Origin of the sequence: Prosthecobacter sp. (assembly GCF_044232965.1) — a bacterium.
GTDB lineage: Bacteria > Verrucomicrobiota > Verrucomicrobiia > Verrucomicrobiales > Verrucomicrobiaceae > Prosthecobacter.
This window is the reverse complement of record NZ_JBIIKX010000004.1, coordinates 94,915-112,870: the sequence shown is the minus strand read 5'-3', so window position 1 is coordinate 112,870 and position 17,956 is coordinate 94,915. Positions and strand designations below refer to the sequence as shown.

Sequence of the window (17,956 nt, the reverse complement as noted above, 5' to 3'; positions counted from 1 at the left end):
AGTTTTTTGCCTTTTTTGCCACAAAGAAGAGCGGACGCTTAATTCATCCTCAGACGAATGAACCAGTCCCCGCCATCCAGCCCTGCCGCAGCCGACACTCTTGTGGACGGCTTGAGCGCCCGCCGCCTCGGTGCCTTGAACCTCGCTGCCGACACGATGCCGGTGGCTGCGGATGCGCCAGCACCGCTCGCCCCCGAGACGCTCGTTCCCTTCTTCCCTCAACTGGAAATTCTCGAATGCCTGGGCCGCGGGGGCATGGGTGTGGTTTACAAAGCCAGACAAAAATCGCTGAACCGGCTCGTCGCGCTGAAACTGCTCGCCCCGGAGCGTGCGGCGGACCCCTTCTTCGCAGCCCGCTTTGAAAAAGAAGCGCAGGCGCTCGCCGCATTGAATCATCCGCACATCGTCGGTGTGTACGACTTCGGCATGGCGGGCGGTTTTTATTATCTGCTCATGGAGTATGTGGACGGGCTGAATCTCCGCCAGGTGCTCCAGGAGCGCCGACTGTCCCCGCAGGAGGCGCTCAGCATCATCCCGCCGCTTTGTGAGGCCCTGCAATGCGCGCACAGTCGCGGCATCGTGCATCGCGACATCAAGCCGGAGAACCTCCTGCTCGACAAATCGGGCGTGGTGAAGATCGCGGACTTCGGCATAGCCAAGATGCTGCACAGCGCGCCTGAGGGCGATACTGGAGAACAACGACCATCCCATCATCCGCTGGCCTCGCTGCCGTTTGGCACGCCGGACTATGCCGCGCCAGAGCAGGCGGACGGCCGGTCCGATCACCGCGCGGACATCTACTCACTCGGAGTGGTGCTTTATGAAATGCTCACCGGTGAACGGCCGCGCGAGCAGGCCGAGCCGCCCTCGAAGCGTGTGCAGGTGGATGTGCGCATTGATGAGATCGTGCTCCGGGCGCTCGAAAAGACGCCTGAGCTGCGCTTTGCCACCGCAGCGGAGTTTCGCACGCAGGTACAGGCTGCGGCGGGCCTCGATCAACCGGTCAAAACCGATCTCTCACGCTTCACCGATGATCCGGCGAACTGGTATCTCTGGTTCATCTACTGTTGCCGTGAAGATCCTCGCATCGCCGTGCCAGAGCGTATCGCTGGTCTCGGCTGGACGCTGAACTTCGCGCATCCATGGGCGGTGCCATTCCTCGCGGCTCTCATCCTTGGCGTGTGGGCGGTGTATCTGCTCATGGAGGCCACCGGCACCTACCGCCGCTACGGCACCTGGTCGATGCTGGCCCTGCTGGTGCTGATCGTCCTGCTTTTCCAAAAACTCTCCAACCCCAAACGCCCATGAACACCCCTGACTCCGCCTCCGCATCCACCGCGCGTCAAAGCCTTGTGCTGCGTGCCGCCGCCCTCGTGCTCTTCACCGGCCTGCCCGGCATTTTGCTCCCCGCGCAGGCCTTGGAAAAGTTCTCCTGGTTCATGGGTTACGGCCAGCCGCGGCTCGATCCGCTCTCCGTGTTCATGACGGCGGATGCCGCCTGCGCCTCCGTGGTCCTCGCCCTCGTGCTGTGGTTCCTCGCCCGCGATCCGGCGCGCTACCAGCCGCTCGTGAGGTTGTTAAGCTGGGCCTTTCTCATCGCCGGCCTGCTTTGGATCTCGCTCGGCATGCAATGCCCGCTACCCTGGTGGTGGACGAGCAGTGCAGTGGTCGGTTGCATTGCTGTCGGTTTCCTGCTGCGTGTTGGCGGTAATGCTTCGCAGGTCTGAGCCGCCATGCGGATTCCAGACAAGGAACCGCAACAGAAGACGTTTTTTGAAGGCCTCCCGGCTCTTACTCGCACGCCTCATGAAATGGTTTCTCTTCGCTTCCCTCGTTTTCGCATGGCCATTGCACGCCGAAATCCTCGCTGGCATTGCGAAGGTGGACATCACCGACCGCACAGGGCCGGTGAATGATCCGTGCTTTGCCAAGGCGCTCGTTTTGAAGAGCGGCGAGACGACCGCCGTGCTCATCACGGTGGATGCGGTGGCGATTGGCGGCATTGGGCGCATCGGGAATGGCTTCCTCGCCAATGTGCGGAAGGAACTCGGCGATCTCGCCGACGAGGTCATCATCAATGCGAGCCATTGCCACGGCATCGTGCGCACCGATTTGCAGCAACTCGTCGTGCAGGCGGTGAAGGACGCGGCGAAGAACCTGGTGCCCGTCAAAGTCAGTGCCGGAGTCGGCAGCGAGAGCCGCATCAGTGAAAACCGCCGCATGACGCTCAAAGACGGTACACAGGTCGATATGCGGCGCGCCTACTCGATGCCGCGTGATGAGGATGTCGCCAGCATCGGCCCCATTGATCCGCAGGTCGGCCTGCTGCGGCTGGATCGCGCGGACGGCACGCCGTTCGCGGTGGTGTATCACTTCGCCTGCCATCCGATCATGAATCCGCCAAGCAAAGGCAACAGCGCGGATTATCCCGGTTTCGCCTCGAAAGTAATTGAAGAGGCCACGGGCGCGATGGCCTTCTTCGTCCAAGGCTGCGGCGGTGACATCAATCCCGTTCACTACAAAGAAGTCAGCCGCCCCGCGAATGCCGAGCCGCTCGGTGCCATGCTCGGTGCGAGCGTTTTGGCCGCGATTCGTCGGTTTGAGCCGCAAAACGACGCCACGCTGAAAATCAGCCGCGAAGTCATCGCCGTGCCTCGTGCCGCCGATTTCGAAAAGCGCATCTCAAACGCCGAATCCGAGCAAAAGGCACTCCTCGCGGCCCTGCGGCCCACGAACATCAATTTCAAGACCTTCCTGCCATTGCTCATGCAGCACAAACTGTGGCCCGAAACGCCCTCGCACTACGCGCAGGGCTATTTGCAGGACTCGAAGCCGCTCCAGCAGCTTGACGCTGACAACAAGGCGCTCGTCGAAGCCTACCTTGGCAACATTGCCATCATGGAAAAGCTCACGCGGCTGAACACGAACCTCGCTCTGCTCAAAAGGCACCTCGCCGAGACCCGGGCCGCCGACAAAGCCACGCTCGATGTCGAAGTCTGTGGACTCCGCGTTGGTGGCTTCAAACTCGTCACCTTCCCCGGCGAGATCACCGCTCAAGTCGGCCTCAACATCAAAAAAGCCGCGCAGGATGCCAACGCCCATGTTTCCGGCTACACGAACGGCTACATCTACTACACCGCCACCGAGACCCAGCGTCGGAACACGGGTTACGCGCAGGAGGACTGCGATGTTCTTGTGGCACCCGAGTGGCAGGCCATCTTTGAAACGAAGGCCGTGGAAGTTTTGAAGCGATTGTCAGGCTTGTGAGCCGGTCACTTTGACAGAAGAGCGTGCATCTCGTGAACTTTTTTCGCGATGCGATCCTCAACACTTTCAGCCCAGCCTGCGGCGGCCTCGTAGCCACCTTCCTTCAACACACGAAGGCTCGGGACGTAGCCGGTGTAGTCGTTGGAGTAACCAGCCACCCACACGCCCGCCTCACCGGCAAACTCACGCTTGAAGCGCAGTGAGTAATCGACCACGACCTCGCTGCCCAGCGTGATGAAGGTGAGGTCGTTGCCGATTTTGATGACCTGCACGGGATAAGGATGCGGGTCGCGGCCCGGTTTGGCGTAATCGAGGATAATCTCCTCATACGCGGCCCGAATCGGACCCGCGATTGGGCGTGGATTCACGACGAGCGCCATTTCTACGGCATTGGAGAGCGATCTGCCATGCTGCATCGAGAGTTCGAGGTCGGTGACACCCGGCACCACATCACTGCGGCGCGGATAGGGGTTCTGATCGGCACCGCAGCCCATTAAAAATAACGCGGTGAAGCCGGGTCGATGCTCCTGGAGGTATTCCTGCGCGAAACCGGCATAGTCGCCGCAGTAGTTGTAAAAGCCGAGGCTGGTGTTGTGGCAGGCATAGCCAAAAAGCGTCGCGCGCAAGGTGCCATCAGGCGCTTCGACGCGCAGGGCGGGAACTTCATGATCCACCGGGCCGTTTGGGTTCGGCGCTTTGTTCGCGTTGGGATGATCAGGCGGCAGCGTGTAGTCGCGGCGGCGGTTCATGGCGAAGCCACAGCGCGCCTTGTTCCAGGTGAGCCGCGCAGGCTGCACCTCCGCCAGCGCCTTGCCAATGATGCCAACGATGTCGTTTTGCAGCTTCTGCGTGTATTCCCAGGAGTCTTTGGCTTTCGGGTTGTCCTTGTCCTTCTCCGTGAGCGGCGTCGTGCGCAGCGAGGGTCCGCTGTGCGTGTGCGAGGCGTTCATGACGAGGTTCGCCTGCGGCAGCTTGAATTCCTTCTCGGCACGCTCAGCGACCGCATGGCGCAGCAGTTGCGGCACGCCGATGAGATCGAGCGTCACAAACACGAGCTTGTTTCCCTGATCATCTTGAAGCGCGAGCGCCTTGGCGAACAGATCCTGCACCTTGCCTTCCGCAGGCTTGTTGCGCGATGCATAGCCTGCCATAAAGAGCATCTTTTGCGGCGTTACTTTGGCGACGGCCACGCCAACTTTCCAGTTCGCAAGAACGTGTGGTGCGACGGACTTTGGTGGCACCGGAGGCGACAGTGGTGTGGCCCCAGGTGGAGCGGCAATGACGGTGGTCGCCAAAAGGGCAGCGGTGATGATTCTTCCGAGGAGCATGCTCAAAATACGCCGCATTCGCATGTCAAACTTTCCGCACAGCCGTAACGAGTGGATTCCCGGACATCCTAAAACCAACCGCACACAAGCTTCACAAAGCGGAGGCCTTCGGTCGTGAGCTTGCCGGTGCTGCCGCCGCCGGTCACGCAGCCGCGCGTGTGGAGGTAATGCGGGATGCCCGCGTCCTTGACCCAGGTGACGACGGGTTGTGAAACGGCGGTGTTGGAGGCTTTCACCGCCAGCGGCAGGCCCCAGCGGCTGAAGGTGACCTCCCAGCTCACGGGTTGGTCCGAAGGGCGGCCGCCATCCATGAGCCAGGGATAGTTTTTCACGATCTCCATCGTGGCATCACCTGGCACGGCCACGCGGTAGCCGCTTTCCGTGGCGCGCACGGCTCCGGCGGGGGTGATGTCCGGGTTTTTCCGCTGCGCGAGGTAAAGCGACTGCAAATCGAGACCGATGAGGTTCATGCCGTTGAAGACGCCGTGATGATTCGGCGTGGCGAAGCCCGCCGCGTGCCATTCGTCGAAGCGGCTGGAGAGAAAGAGGTTCAGCTCCACATGCACATGCGCCCGGCGCTGGTCGATGCCGCTGCCGGTGTAGCCGAGCGTGCCCAGCGGCGTGCCCGCCTTCACCTTCTGGCCGGCGGTGACGTGTGCTTCACGCAGATGCGCGTAGAGGGAGTAAAACGAGCCCTGGCCCCAGTCATGCCGCACCACGATGTAGCGGCCGTAGTTGCTCAGGTTCGACGCGGCGGTGACGTAGGCCACGAGACCGTCGGCGATGGCGCGTACCTCGTCCTGCGGATTGCCCTGCGCGTCCCGCCTCAGCGGCTTGATGTCGAGACCTTCGTGAAAACGCGCGTAGGCGATGCTTTTGCCAAGGCGGCGCGGATCACGCACAAAGCCAAACTGCCCGCCTTCCCAGGGCGTGGTCTTCGCGCCTTCGAAATCGCGGTCCACGAACTGGAAGAACGCGTCCGGCTGATCAAACAACGTACGGTTGTCGGTGGGCAGCAGGAGGTTTTGCGCCTGCGTGGAAGGCAGCACGGCAAGCAGACCGAGCAGGGTGAGGAGGCGGAGGTTCATCAGGTGCCAGGAAGGGTGTAGCCTTCGAGCGGGATGTCCCGGGTCTTCGGAGCCGTGTGGATGATGCCGCGCTCCATGTCGCGTTTGGCTTTTTTCTCGGCGGCCTCGGCCTCTTTCCCGACGCGGCGTGCGTTGAACTTTTCCTTGTCGGTGGAAGGCAGCATGTCCATCCAGCGGGAGGCAGACTTCAGGCGGTTCAGACGCGGGTAAAATTTGTCCATCTCCTTGATGGTCTCGTCGGAAACACCACGCCAGATGGTGAAGCGGCCGTCGATGATCGGCTGGTCGAGCTGCACCATGTCCACGGGCACTGCGTTGATCATGGTCAGCATGACCATGCCCTGGTGCAGGCGGGAAGCGGCCTCCAGGTAGTTTTTGCCCTTGGCATCAAGCTGCAGCAACAGGCCGTTGCCCTGGCCGTCATCAGCGGGAAACGGCTGAAACGCGGCGATGCTGCGCTGGCTGAACTCCGGCACCTTCTTGAACGTCATCTCCTGCCCGCCGATGGGCAGCCGCATGATCTCGCTGGGATGCTCGACCTCGTTGCTCTGCACATGGCTGGTGATGAGCACCTTGTTATCTCGAAATAGCTGCAACACCTCGCAACTGGTTAGAAGACCACAGACGACCGTCACCGACAAGACGCGCAAAAGATTTCTCATGCGCGCATCAAACCAAAGCAGCGCCGGCTTTGCAACCCTGGAGGCGGAATCGGGCGCGAAACTTCTCCGCAGGCGGATTCCATCCCCTGATTTGACAAGACCGCGAATCACCGGACTTTCCGCGCACCCGCCACCATGCCAGAACTTGTACGCACCCTCCTCACGAAGGCCCAGATGGCCGAAGGAGTCGCTGCTTTGGCAAAAAGCATCTGCGAGGCCAATGCCGGCGCGGAGAGCATTGCCCTCGTGGGCGTTTTCACGCGCGGCGTGCCGCTGGCGCAGCGCATCGCCACAGAAATCAAGCGGCTCGGCTGCACCCAGGTGCTTTTCGGCACCATCGACATCACGCAGTATCGCGATGACCTCAGCACCTTCCAGATGGTGCCGAAGCTCGAAGGCTCGGACATCCCCTTCGACCTCGATGGCGTCAATGTCGTGCTCTGCGACGAGGTGATCTACACCGGCCGCAGCGTGCGAGCTGCGCTGGATGAACTGCTGAACTTTGGCCGCCCTAAGCGCGTGCAACTGGCCGTGCTGGTGGACCGCTGCGGGCGTGAGTTCCCCGTGCAGCCCGATTTTTCCGCGCTCAAGGTCACTTTGGCTCCCGGCGAGCGCGTGGCAGTGCGTTTTGAAGAAGTGGACGGCCAGGACGCCTGCACCGTGCAAACCCAAGCCTCACCGAGATGACCCCGCGCAAAGACCTCCTCGACATCGCCTCGCTCACGGATGAGGAAATCGCGTTCGTGCTCGACAACGCCGTTCCCTTCAAAGACCTCTTCAAACGCAGCGTGAAGAAAGTGCCCACGCTCAAGGGCCAGACGATGCTCACGCTGTTCTACGAGCCTTCCACCCGCACGCGCTCCAGCTTTGAAGTCGCCGCCAGCCGCCTCAGCGCCGACGTGACGCACTTCGACATCGAATCGAGCAGCGTGGTGAAAGGCGAATCCGTGTTGGACACCGTCGAGACCCTGGAGGCCATGCGCGTCGATTACATCGTCGTGCGGCACAAGCAGGCCGGCATTCCGAACCTCATCGCCAAAAACACCCGCGCCAGCGTCATCAATGCCGGCGATGGCTGGCACGCGCATCCCACCCAGGCGCTGCTGGATGCCTTCACACTGCGCGAGATTCACAAGGATCTGCGCGGCTGCCGCGCCCTCATCGTCGGCGACATCCAGCACTCTCGCGTCGCCCGCAGCACCAGCCTCATCTTCCGCCGCCTCGGCATGCAGGTGGCCTATCTGGCCCCTGGCTCGATGATGCCGCGTGAGGTGCCGCAGGAAATCCCGCAGTTTGGCAACTGGCGCGACGCCTTCGAGTGGAAGCCCGATGTCATCTACCTCCTCCGCGTGCAGAGCGAGCGCCTCGACGAGCCTTTCTTCCCCACCGCCGCCGAGTATCACAAGAACTACGGCCTCACCAACGAGCGCGTCGAAATCCTGCGTGAACGCGGCCTCCACCTCATGCATCCCGGCCCCGTGAACCGCGGCGTCGAAATCACCGACACCGGCATGAACTACGAGAAGTGCCTCATCAATCAGCAGGTCGAAAACGGCATCGCGGTGAGAATGAGCGTGCTCTACTGGCTCAGACCGGGGGCGGCGGAGTGAGCGCTTGTTAGTCAGCAAGTTTGAGTAACTGGCGAAGCTTGCCTGACTCATCGTAGAAGTATGAGACCGTGGCGCTTAGACCATTGGGATCAAGCGTGAGGAACTCGTAGAAACGATCGGCGCTTTGGCGAATTACTGATATGGACTCCGTTTCGTCTCCAAGAAAGGTGGCGAAACCAATCTCTTTGTAATGATGGGAATTGTTTGGTGCGTCCGGATAAAAAGAATAATCGCGAATCGAGTATTTTGAGAGCTCAGCTTGGAGTGCTCGAATCTCTTTGGTGTCTGATATCGATAAGACTGGGCGATTCCATATCGAGCGCAAAGGTTTATCGCGGACTTGGATGAGTAATACAGGATTGGAATCGAGTGATTCACCACTCAGATAAGGAGACCCGGGAGTGTGAGATACTGGCCGCCGAGAGGAATAGCCGAAAGCACCTACCCAATATGCGACAAGCATTATGGGAACGCCTACAATGATAGCTGCTCGTATTAGGGTATGAGTGCGTGGTCTCATGGAAGCAAACGATTGGCTGGTAAACAGGCATGACGCCGATGGGCGTCATCTCTTCGCGGAAAGCATGAACTCTACAAGACTCATTCCCTCTCAAAATCTCCCATCCCGCGACTCAAAGTGAGTCGGTTTGCCGAGTGATTCGCCACCGCGCGAAACCCAGCTTGCGACCCACTCCATCAACTCCTCATCGCGGATGAACGGGATGCCGAGTTCGACAAAGCTGCGGTAGGGATTGCTCAGCAGCGCGTCAGGGGCCTCTTTGCCGGTGATCTGCACGGGTTTGCCGAAGAGTTCACCGAAACGCTTCGCGACCTCGCGCACGCTGAGCGTGGCGGTGCCGGTGAGGTTCACGGTCCAGGCGGGGCTTTGGGCTTTGCCGAGGCTGAGGAGCGAGAGCGCGTTCGCATCGCCCTGCCAGATGGTGTTGAAGTAACCCATGCGCACGTCCACCGGCTCGCCGTTCCAGACTTTCTGCGAGACATCGACCAGCACGCCGTAGCGCAGGTCGCAGGCGTAGTTGAGGCGAATGAGTGAAACGGGCGTCCCGCGTGTCTGGCTGAAGTGCTGGAAGATGCGCTCGCGGCCCAGGCAGCTCATGGCGTATTCGCCAGCAGGATTGAGCGCGTCCTCCTCCTTGCTGCCGCCGCGTTCCACCGGCACAAGGCCATACACATTGCCCGTGGAGAAGGCGGCGATGCGGCTGCGGTGGTAGCGCTCGCACACGAGGCCGGGCAGCCACGCGTTCATGGCCCAGGTCATCGGTTCCTGGCCGGTGGAGCCGAATTTCATGCCCGCCATGAAGACCACGTTCGGCGCATGCGGCAAATAGGCCACGGCGTTCGCTGCCAGCAGATCGACCGCGATGGTTTCGATGCCATGTTGCTGAAATTCCTCCGCCGAACCCGGTGTGCTGAAACGCGACACCGCGATCACGCGGCGCTTCGTCCCTGCCTCATCGTTGGCGCGTTTGGCCATGCGGGCGAGAGACGGCCCCATCTTGCCTGCGGCACCGAGAATGATGATGTCTCCCGGCAGTGCGCGCATCAGGTCCACCACAGCGGGCGTGGGGCGGCTGAGGCGTTCTTCGAGTTCTTCCAGGCTGGCGGGAGGCATGGCCTGAACTAAGAACCGATTTCGCGATTGGAAAAGCCTTTGCTTCACCGAACGCCTTGCCATCATTGGCGCTCTCCCCGCCCATGCACTCGGACATCTCCCCCATCGCCGCCGGACTCGGTATCGCCCCGGAACATCTTCATCTTCACGGCCGTGAAATGGCCAAGGTCAGCCTCAAGGCCCTGCAGTCGAAGACGCAGCGTGGGAAGCTGATCCTCGTCTCCGCCATCACCCCGACACCGGCCGGCGAGGGCAAAACGACCGTCTCCATCGGTCTGGCGCAGGGTCTGAAGAAAGTCGGGCAAAGCGTCGCTCTGGCGCTGCGCCAGCCTTCCATGGGCCCGGTGTTCGGCCGCAAAGGCGGCGCGACGGGCGGCGGCAAAAGCAGCGTGCGCCCCGCGCATGCGATCAACCTGCACTTTACCGGCGACTTCCACGCCATCACCTGCGCGCACAATCTGCTCTCCGCCGTCATCGACAACCACCTCTTCCAAGGCGGCGCACCATTGACGCCCGAGCGGGTGCTGTGGAAGCGCGTGATGGACATGAACGACCGCGCCTTGCGCGTGGTGCGCACTGCCGTGGGCAAACCGACCGAGCGCGTCACCGGTTTCGACATCACCGCCGCCTCGGAGATCATGGCCATCCTCTGCCTCTCCGAATCACTGCCGGATCTGCGCCACCGCCTGGAGCGCATTGTCGTGGGCTTCACGCCGGAGGGCCAGCCGGTCTTTGCCAAGGAATTCCGTGTCACCGGGGCCATGCTTGCGCTGCTGCGAGAGGCGCTGATGCCGAATCTGGTGCAGAGTCTCGAAGGAGTGCCCGCCTTCCTGCACGGCGGCCCGTTTGCGAACATCGCGCACGGCTGCAACTCAGTGCTGGCCACGCGCATGGCGCTGGCGCATGCCGATTTCGCCGTCACGGAGGCCGGATTCGCCTTCGACCTCGGCGGTGAGAAGTTCATGCACATCAAGTGCCGTCAGAGCGGCCTCGCGCCCGAGGCCATCGTCATCGTGGCGACGGTGCGCGCCCTTAAAATGCATGGCGGAGCCGCCTTGGACCAGCTCACGCAGACGGACACCGCCGCGCTGAGCCGGGGTCTGGAAAATCTGGCCGCGCACCTCGACAGCGCCGCGAAATTCGAGCGCCCGGTCATTGTGGCGATCAATCGCTTCACCAACGACCACGAGGATGAGCTCGCGCTCGTGCATGAGTTCTGCGCCGCACGCGGCGTGCCCTGCGCCACAGCCAATGTCTTCGGCGAAGGCGGTGACGGAGCCGTGCAGCTCGCGGAAAAGGTGCTCGCCGCCCTGCCGCAGGCATCCAAGCCCCTGCCCTTCCTCTATCATCCTGACGACAGCGTCGAAACGAAGCTCACCGCCATCGCCACAAAAATCTACGGCGCCGACGGTGTGCTGCTCACCGACGAAGCGAAGGCCAAGCTGGCCCTCTTTGCCCGCAACGGCTTCGACAAGCTGCCGCTCTGCATGGCGAAGACGCAGGACAGCCTCTCCGACGACGCGAAGAAGCGCGGCCGCCCCAGCGGCTTCACCATCACGGTGCGCGACTTCGAGATCGCCAACGGAGCCGGATTCCTCGTGGCCCTGACCGGCACGATGATGCGCATGCCCGCCCTGCCCAAGGTGCCCTCCGCCGAGCGCATCCAGGTAACCGACGAGGGCGTCATGAGCGGCATCTGAGCCTAAAATGATGCTGGCAACGCGACACGCTGGCGGATAAACTCCAGCCATGAGTCTGCTCACTCTCGAAGTCGAACTGGATCAAGGACGCGTCACCGCCAAGGGCGGCGAGCCGCTGCCCCAGCATGCTCGGGCGCTGCTGACGATCCTGCCCGCGCAGAGCGGGGCCAGGCGCAATCCGCTGGAGCCGCATCCTGCCTTGCAACGCGTGCAGTTTTTCGAAGACCCGACCACGCCTCTTTCAGAAGACGAATGGCCTGAAGAATCACGATGAAACTGCTGCTCGACACCTGCGCCATCCTCTGGCTGGCACGCGAGGTTTCGCGGCTGGGCCAGGCGGTTCGGGGGATCATCCGTGAAAGGCCGGACTCACTTTACGTCTCCGCAATCAGTGCCTTTGAGATCGGGGTGAAGCATCGAAAGGGCAAGTTAGACCTCGACATGTCTCCTGAAGAATGGTGGAACCTCGCCGTCACCCACCACGGGCTTCAAGTCCTTCCCATCACCGACACCGTCGTGCTGGCGAGCACTGCTCTGCCGGGTCTGCATGCTGATCCCTGTGACCGCATCATCATTGCCACAGCGGAGGGCATTCACGCGTCCATCGTGACCTCCGACCAGCTCATCACTCAGTATCCATCCGCCACGGTGGTGTGGTGATGGGAACCTCCTTTCTTGCCCATATCATGCGCAGGCTCTAGCTTCTCCGCCGCATGATCCTGACCCGCACGCTCATCCTCGGCTTCCCGCTGCTCGTCGCAGCGCTGGCGTGGTGGGCGGCAGCGGTGTCAAAGCGCAGCCATGAGCGGCCGAAGGACGGGCTGGTGGTCATGCTGGCGCAAAACGCGCCCGCGCTGAACCCGTTTTTGCCCGCCACCGAGGCCGAGCGCCAGATCGCCGACCTCGTGCATGAGCCGCTGCTCCGCATCGACGAGCACGGGGCTTTGCAGCCAGCGCTGGCAGACCTGTGGCGCTGGACACAGGAGGTCACCTGCTGGTTTGCCGACGCGGCCACGGCCAAACAGGCGCTGGAGCGTTTGCAGGCTCAAATCGGCGAGCGAAACCGCTGGAGCGAATGGCATCTCGACGCCGCGCAGGCCGTGGAAAACGAGCTGCGGCTGAGTTTTACCGAAACCGCCGCCGCTGGCGCACAGCAGGCCTTGGAAGTCATCGCGGACCTGCGTCCGCAGCTCGCCGCCTTCTGGCGTATCGAACGTGAAACACCGCTGCGCGAGGCCTGGGACAAGTTCATGGCCACGTCTTCGCAGGCCAAACAAATCCGCCGCGTGTGGTTCGATGGCACAAACGCATGTGAGATCGTCGTGGCCGGGTCTTCGCAGCGGTTGATCGATGATCTGCGCGCGTCGCTCGACGCCGGCACGGCCCAGCGGACTTCGCTCACGCTGCGCGGAGAGGTGGGGGCGCTGGTGGAGCCGGTGCTGGATCTCGACATCCGTCCTGGCCAGTTTTGGCATGACGGCAAGCCGGTGACGGCCGAGGACGCGAGGGCCACGTTTGAGTTTCTACGCGTCAGCGACTGGCCGCTGCCAAATCGCGACGCGCTGCGGCACATTCAGTCCCTCGAAACACAAAACGATGGTGCGCGGCTGCATGTGACCTTCCGCAGGCGCTACGGCCCCGCGCTGGGCGCTTTCGCGGACATGCCCATCCTGCCCGCTGCGTGGCTGCGCGAGCATCCGCAGGCCAGGGAGGTGGATTTTCTCAAACAACCGCCGCCGGGAGCCGGGGGCCACCGTATCGCCTCGCGTGACGCGCGTTCGCTCATCCTCATGCCGGTGAATCGCGACAAAGAAGCGCCGCGTTTCCTGTTCAGCTTCGCCGTTTCACCGCTGATGACCCAAATCGGCATGCGCACGCGCACGGTGGATCTCGTGTGGCCGGCATCGGCGGCAGATCATGCTCAATTGACGCAACTGCGCTTCACGCCACCGCGTCAGCGGCTCGTCGTGCTCTGGAACACGCGGCATGACATCCTCAAGAACCCGCGTTTTCGCGCGGCGCTGGCGCAGGCCACGGACATCGGGGAGCTGATCCGCGTGGTGCCGGGTCGTCTCGGGCATGCGGACGCCAGCCTCTTTGCGCCGGGTCTGTGGTTCAGCACGCGGGCACCACGCATTCCGTACGGTCTCGAAAAAGCGCGCCAGATTCTCGCGGATGAAGGCTGGCCGCGTGATGTGGAGGGCATGGCACGCGGCGTGGATCGCGAGTTTCGCTTCACGCTGCTCGTTCCTGCCAAAGACGTGCTGCACCGGCGCACGGCAGAGCTTCTGGCGCAGCAATGGCGCAAACTGGGCGCGGTGGTGGCGCTCGAATACGCGCCGGACGCGTCCACGCTCGCGCAACGGCTGCGCGAGCATCGTTTTGACGCCGTGCTGCTGGACCAGCGCTTCGAGGTGTCCTGGGATCAGTTGCCGTGGTGGCATTCCGCGCAGGCCAGCCCTGGCGGCACGAATTTCTGCGGCATCGCTGATCCGCAGATTGATCTTCAACTGGAGGCGCTGGCCACTGAGTTTGATCCTATCAGGGTTCCGGAACGTGTTCGTGCTCTGGAGTCCCAACTTCTGCCGCTGCATCCGCTGCTCACGCTCTTTACCACGCACGACGAGGCCGCCACCGTGCCAGGCTTGGCGGATGAAACCGCGACGGAAAACCCGACTGGCGCATGGACGCTGCGCCATCTCGCCATGCCGACGAAGCACACGCCCGCCAAACCTGTCATCGACCTCAAACTGCGCCTCCCGGAATGACGAACGCGCCCAACCTCTCCCAACCGCCCCGCTGGCTGCCGCTGCATGTGCTGTGCGGTGGCCTGCTTGCCGCCGTGGGAGTGCTGGCGCTCTCCAAACAGCCGGTGGAGACCTGGCTCGTGCTTCCTTCGACCGCGACTGAAATGGGGATGCGCTGCGGCTTCAGTCTTGGGGTGTTGATCGTCGCGCTGCTGCTGGCCATGAGCCTGGGGCTGGCCGTCGGACTGCTCACACGCCGTTTGGGACGACATGCGGAGGCGCTCGTCGCTTTCATCGGTCGTGCGCTTGCCTGTCTGCCAGTCGCGGCGCTGGCATGGGGCTTCGTCAGTCTGTGGATCGGCAAGTATGGCGGTCCGGTCGAAACGCTGATGCCCACTGAGTTGCCGGTGGCGCAAAACGTCTGGCAGATCACGCTGGCGCGTCTGCTGTGGGAGTTTCTGGCTCCGGCGCTGCTGCTTGCCGTGCCTTTGGCCGGCGAGATCATCTACTGCGTGATCACCGATGCCAAGGCGACCGTCGATCTCGACTTCGCACTGCGGGCGCGGGGTGTTCCATCCGATGCACGGCTGTGGCGGCACCATCTGCGTCAGTTGCTGCCTTTGCTGCGGGCGCGAATGCAGGCGCTCTGCCTCGTGGCTCCGGTTTATCTCATCGTCATTGAGGACGTGCTGCGTTTCATGGGCTGGGGCGGCTGGATGGCGCAGTCCATTCGAGCGGTGGATGTGAACGGCATCGCGATCGGCCTGGCCACGGGCGGCCTCATGATGGCGCTGCTCTGCGGCGGCCTGCATTTTCTGCGTGGCCGCTTGCGGCCTTCCGCCAATCTTCTGACCGCGTTTGCCTGGCAGCCGTGGCCGCTCTGGGGCTTGGGATTGATGACGCTGTCGCCGTTTTCATCTTCGCCATGGCTCGTGCTGTGGTTTGCGGTGCTCCTCTCAGGCAGCGCGTCCTGGCATGAAGCATGGACGGGCGTAGAAAAGCAGCTCCCGCTCGATCCTGCGCGTTCGTTCGGTGTTTCGGAAGCGGGCCTCTGGCTCAGGCATGTCGCTTTCGTGCAATGCCGCATGTTCGTGGCCTGGATCAGCGCCGTCTTTGCGCAGACGCTGCTCTGGATCGCGGTCGCTTGCGCTTTGCAGCCGACGCTGTTGCTGGAACTGGGTGTGCCGCTCGCCCGATGGTTCCGCCCGCTCGCGGTTGGTTCATCGCAGGACGCGGCGCACACTTTGACCGATCCCACGGCCCTGCTCGAAGCCGGTGGTATCATCGCGCTTGCCGCCTTGTGTTTGATCCAAGTCAGTCGCATCGTTCAACCACGCCCCTCCTGAGCCTCATGTCCGACGCCGCCACTCCCAAAAACGACGCGCCCCTGCTGCGCATCCGCGATTTGAAGATCGAGTTCCGCCGCCATGACGCGGAGCCGATGCAGGCCGTGCGCGGCATCGACCTCGAACTCAAGCAAGGCGAGTGCATCGCCCTCGTGGGCGAAAGCGGGAGCGGCAAGAGCGCCACCGCGCTCTCCTTTGCCCGCCTGCTGCCCGAGCCGCCCGCCAGCATCACCGCCAAAGAGATGTCCCTGGCCGGAAACGACATCCTGACGATGAACGAGGGCCAGCTCCGTCGTATTCGCGGCAAGGAGATCGCCTACATCTTCCAGGAGCCGACCACCTCGCTCAATCCCGTGCTCACCATCCGCACGCAGATCGCCGAGGCGCTCGCGCTGCATCGTCCCGATGTCTCGAAGGCCGGTCGCGATGACGAGATCGTGAAGTGGCTGGACAAAGTCGGCATCGTCGATTCCCGCAAACGACTGCACGCCTACCCGCACGAGCTTAGCGGCGGCATGCAGCAGCGCGTCATGATCGCCATGGCGCTGTGCATGCGTCCGAAGCTGCTCATCGCCGACGAGCCGACCACCGCGCTCGATGTGACCATTCAAAAGCAGATCATGGACCTGCTGGCCGAGCTCCGCCGCGATCTCGACATGAGCATCATCCTTATCACGCACAATCTCGGCATCATCCGCAGCGTGGTGGACCGCGTGGCCGTGATGTTTCGCGGCCAGATCGTCGAAACCGGCCCGGTGGATGAGATCCTCCGCAACCCGCAACACGCCTATACCAAGGCGCTGCTCGCCTGCGTGCCCCGCATGGGCGCGAAGCAGGACCGCCTGACCACTATCGACTACGCGGCGCTGGCTTAGCGTGATCGTCATTGCGCGATCAGGCGCTTTCATGGTAGCCTTACTTTATGAAAGCGGTTTTCCTCGCGCTCACGGCGGCGCTCACGCTCAACGCCCAGGTGGCCGTGCCGACCACGGGCGGGAAGTTTGAGACACGCGGGATCAACGGCAGCGGCGGCGTGACCATCAACAACGGCGTCAGCACCAAGCCTGCTCCGCCCACGAAGACCAAGCTCACCTCCTATTTCCTGCTCGGGGAGCCTCGGCAGTGGAAAAGCACCGATGGCAGGTCGCTGCTGGGCACCATCATTGCTTTCGAGGAATCCGTGATCGAGTTCGACGCCGCAAACCCCGCCGCCGCCCGTGAAGCCGTCGAAAAAGCCCCGCCCGCCGAGCTTCCTGCCAAGCCCACGCTCATCCGCGATGAAAAAGTGCGCCTGATGGTGAACCAAAAGCCCGTCGAGGTGCCGCTGGCCTTGCTCAGCGAGGATGACCGCAAATACGTCGATGACCTCAAGGCCCGAATGCCGAAGTAAGCTTTCCTCAACCCGATCCTCCCATGAAACCAGCACACACCCGCATTCTTGCCCTCCTCACCGCCCTCCTCACCGCCCTCCTCTTCGCAGGCTGCACCACAGATACCGCCCAGCGTCCACCACCGGACAAAACCGCCGCCGAAGAACAGGATCCCAACGCGCCAGCCATGGGCCCGCTGTTCATGCCGATGCGGTGAGTTCAGCCATGCGTGATCCCGCTGGGGTCATCCAATATCACGGCTGCGGCTTCGGCGCGGGCAGTGGTACGGCGTCGGGTTCGAAGTCGAGCACGTCTTGATGCGTGCGCAGAGCCTGGCGGGCTTTGGAGAAGAAGGAACTGAGGTCTTCCGCGTTCATCTGTTGCTTGTCGTCGATGTAGGCGTGCAGTTTTTGGATCTGCTGGTCGGCGTCGAGGTTCACACCGGCCATGGCGCGCTGGGCGGAGGAGTAGGCGGTGGTGAACTTGCCCTGGGCCTGCTCGAAGGCCTCCTTGGCGCCTTCCTGGCGGGCGTATTCCTTCTCCTGCTCGCGGAACTCCTTGCTGAACACGCGCTTGAAGAAGCCGCCCTTCGGTTTCTCGACCTGTTTCGAAGCCTGGGCCTCAAAGTAGGCGGCCAGTTCCTGGAATTCCTGCATGGGCTTCTGATACTGCTTTTTCAAGTAACCGAGGCCGGTGGTGATGATGGTGAGCTTCTCGACCTCAGCCTTGGAGAGTGTCTGCCCGGCCTTCACCTTGTCCTCCAGGAGGTTGATGTATTGCAGCGTGGTCTTATTGCCCTCGAAGATGTTTTCAAACTCCTTCGCGGCGGTGGCCAGGCGCTGGCGCTCGCCTTTGCGCAGGTCGTCGATCTTCTTCTCGTGCTCGTCATTGAGCGCGGTGATCATTTTCTGATGCTGCGCGGACTGCGCGTCGAGCGTGCGCTGAAACTCGGCCTCCTTCGCCTTCAAGTCGTCGGCGTGAGAGATTTTGATCTGCTCCATCTCGGTGCGCAGGGCGGTGAGATCGGTGCGTGATTGGAAGAGGAACCAGCCCAGCACGCCGGAGGCGAGAAAGCTGAGTACCAGGAGCGCGGAGAGGTTTTTGATGGCAGTCATGACAGTGGAAGGGTTTCTGAGACGGCGGCAGGGCGCAACGGCATTCAATGCGCACGTTTTGTGCCTGCCATCCGGGGTCATGCACGCCTT

Annotated in this window: 19 protein-coding genes; 13 read left to right on the top strand and 6 right to left on the bottom strand. The window is 62.5% G+C overall.

Features of this window, described 5'->3' with window-relative positions; all coding sequences use genetic code 11:
• The first annotated feature begins 57 nt into the window (after window positions 1-57).
• The 3 genes from ACILSI_RS03175 to ACILSI_RS03165 all read left to right on the top strand — a co-directional run bounded on the left by ACILSI_RS03175 (window position 58) and on the right by ACILSI_RS03165 (window position 3,267).
• Entirely contained in the window at window positions 58-1,308 is a 1,251-nt protein-coding gene (locus tag ACILSI_RS03175; RefSeq protein WP_395720391.1) for a protein kinase domain-containing protein, read from the top strand.
• Entirely contained in the window at window positions 1,305-1,727 is a 423-nt protein-coding gene (locus ACILSI_RS03170; protein WP_395720390.1) for a hypothetical protein, read from the top strand. The genes ACILSI_RS03175 and ACILSI_RS03170 overlap by 4 nt, the downstream gene beginning before the upstream one ends.
• A gap of 79 nt (window positions 1,728-1,806) precedes the next feature.
• A complete protein-coding gene (locus ACILSI_RS03165; RefSeq protein ID WP_395720389.1) occupies window positions 1,807-3,267 on the top strand; it encodes a hypothetical protein in 1,461 nt (486 codons plus the stop codon).
• A gap of 5 nt (window positions 3,268-3,272) precedes the next feature.
• On the opposite strand, the gene ACILSI_RS03160 is transcribed toward ACILSI_RS03165, so the two are convergent.
• The 3 genes from ACILSI_RS03160 to ACILSI_RS03150 all read right to left on the bottom strand — a co-directional run bounded on the left by ACILSI_RS03160 (window position 3,273) and on the right by ACILSI_RS03150 (window position 6,345).
• Window positions 3,273-4,595, bottom strand: coding sequence for a neutral/alkaline non-lysosomal ceramidase N-terminal domain-containing protein (locus ACILSI_RS03160; protein WP_395720388.1), 1,323 nt, complete (start codon window positions 4,593-4,595; stop codon window positions 3,273-3,275).
• Between the two features lie 68 nt (window positions 4,596-4,663).
• The gene (locus tag ACILSI_RS03155) at window positions 4,664-5,683 is read right to left on the bottom strand and encodes a murein hydrolase activator EnvC family protein (RefSeq protein WP_395720387.1); all 1,020 of its coding nucleotides are present in this window, start codon (window positions 5,681-5,683) and stop codon (window positions 4,664-4,666) included.
• Window positions 5,683-6,345 carry a hypothetical protein gene (locus tag ACILSI_RS03150; RefSeq protein ID WP_395720386.1) on the bottom strand — a complete coding sequence of 221 codons (663 nt, stop codon included), beginning with the start codon at window positions 6,343-6,345 and terminating at the stop codon, window positions 5,683-5,685. The genes ACILSI_RS03155 and ACILSI_RS03150 overlap by 1 nt, the downstream gene beginning before the upstream one ends.
• 135 nt (window positions 6,346-6,480) lie before the next feature.
• Here ACILSI_RS03150 and pyrR point away from each other — a divergent pair, with 135 nt between their 5' ends.
• On the top strand, window positions 6,481-7,032 hold the full coding sequence (gene pyrR / locus ACILSI_RS03145; RefSeq protein WP_395720385.1) for a bifunctional pyr operon transcriptional regulator/uracil phosphoribosyltransferase PyrR: 552 nt from the start codon (window positions 6,481-6,483) through the stop codon (window positions 7,030-7,032).
• Window positions 7,029-7,955 carry an aspartate carbamoyltransferase catalytic subunit gene (locus ACILSI_RS03140; RefSeq protein ID WP_395720384.1) on the top strand — a complete coding sequence of 309 codons (927 nt, stop codon included), beginning with the start codon at window positions 7,029-7,031 and terminating at the stop codon, window positions 7,953-7,955. The genes pyrR and ACILSI_RS03140 overlap by 4 nt, the downstream gene beginning before the upstream one ends.
• Before the next feature lie 7 nt (window positions 7,956-7,962).
• On the opposite strand, the gene ACILSI_RS03135 is transcribed toward ACILSI_RS03140, so the two are convergent.
• Both ACILSI_RS03135 and ACILSI_RS03130 read right to left on the bottom strand, forming a co-directional pair.
• Entirely contained in the window at window positions 7,963-8,475 is a 513-nt protein-coding gene (locus ACILSI_RS03135) for a hypothetical protein (RefSeq protein WP_395720383.1), read from the bottom strand.
• Between the two features lie 90 nt (window positions 8,476-8,565).
• Window positions 8,566-9,588, bottom strand: a complete 1,023-nt coding sequence (locus tag ACILSI_RS03130) for an NAD-dependent epimerase/dehydratase family protein (RefSeq protein WP_395720382.1) — start codon at window positions 9,586-9,588, stop codon at window positions 8,566-8,568.
• 83 nt (window positions 9,589-9,671) lie between these two features.
• Between ACILSI_RS03130 and ACILSI_RS03125 the strand changes: the two genes are divergently transcribed.
• The 8 genes from ACILSI_RS03125 to ACILSI_RS03090 are packed head-to-tail and all read left to right on the top strand — an operon-like array spanning window position 9,672 to window position 16,968.
• The gene (locus ACILSI_RS03125; protein WP_395720381.1) at window positions 9,672-11,288 is read left to right on the top strand and encodes a formate--tetrahydrofolate ligase; all 1,617 of its coding nucleotides are present in this window, start codon (window positions 9,672-9,674) and stop codon (window positions 11,286-11,288) included.
• A gap of 49 nt (window positions 11,289-11,337) precedes the next feature.
• Complete coding sequence (locus ACILSI_RS03120; RefSeq protein ID WP_395720380.1) at window positions 11,338-11,562, top strand: hypothetical protein; 225 nt, start codon at window positions 11,338-11,340, stop codon at window positions 11,560-11,562.
• On the top strand, window positions 11,559-11,948 hold the full coding sequence (locus ACILSI_RS03115; RefSeq protein WP_395720379.1) for a type II toxin-antitoxin system VapC family toxin: 390 nt from the start codon (window positions 11,559-11,561) through the stop codon (window positions 11,946-11,948). The genes ACILSI_RS03120 and ACILSI_RS03115 overlap by 4 nt, the downstream gene beginning before the upstream one ends.
• 53 nt (window positions 11,949-12,001) lie before the next feature.
• Window positions 12,002-14,056, top strand: a complete 2,055-nt coding sequence (locus tag ACILSI_RS03110) for an ABC transporter substrate-binding protein (protein ID WP_395720378.1) — start codon at window positions 12,002-12,004, stop codon at window positions 14,054-14,056.
• Entirely contained in the window at window positions 14,053-15,381 is a 1,329-nt protein-coding gene (locus tag ACILSI_RS03105; RefSeq protein WP_395720377.1) for a hypothetical protein, read from the top strand. The genes ACILSI_RS03110 and ACILSI_RS03105 overlap by 4 nt, the downstream gene beginning before the upstream one ends.
• A gap of 5 nt (window positions 15,382-15,386) precedes the next feature.
• Window positions 15,387-16,256, top strand: coding sequence for an ABC transporter ATP-binding protein (locus tag ACILSI_RS03100; protein WP_395720376.1), 870 nt, complete (start codon window positions 15,387-15,389; stop codon window positions 16,254-16,256).
• Between the two features lie 47 nt (window positions 16,257-16,303).
• Window positions 16,304-16,771 (top strand): hypothetical protein, encoded by a 468-nt coding sequence (locus ACILSI_RS03095; protein WP_395720375.1) that lies wholly within the window; start codon window positions 16,304-16,306, stop codon window positions 16,769-16,771.
• A 23-nt stretch (window positions 16,772-16,794) separates the two neighbouring features.
• The gene (locus ACILSI_RS03090; RefSeq protein ID WP_395720374.1) at window positions 16,795-16,968 is read left to right on the top strand and encodes a hypothetical protein; all 174 of its coding nucleotides are present in this window, start codon (window positions 16,795-16,797) and stop codon (window positions 16,966-16,968) included.
• Window positions 16,969-17,005: 37 nt separating this feature from the next.
• Here the strand turns inward: ACILSI_RS03090 and ACILSI_RS03085 are convergent, their stop codons facing one another.
• On the bottom strand, window positions 17,006-17,866 hold the full coding sequence (locus ACILSI_RS03085) for a hypothetical protein (protein WP_395720373.1): 861 nt from the start codon (window positions 17,864-17,866) through the stop codon (window positions 17,006-17,008).
• Window positions 17,867-17,956 lie beyond the last annotated feature (90 nt).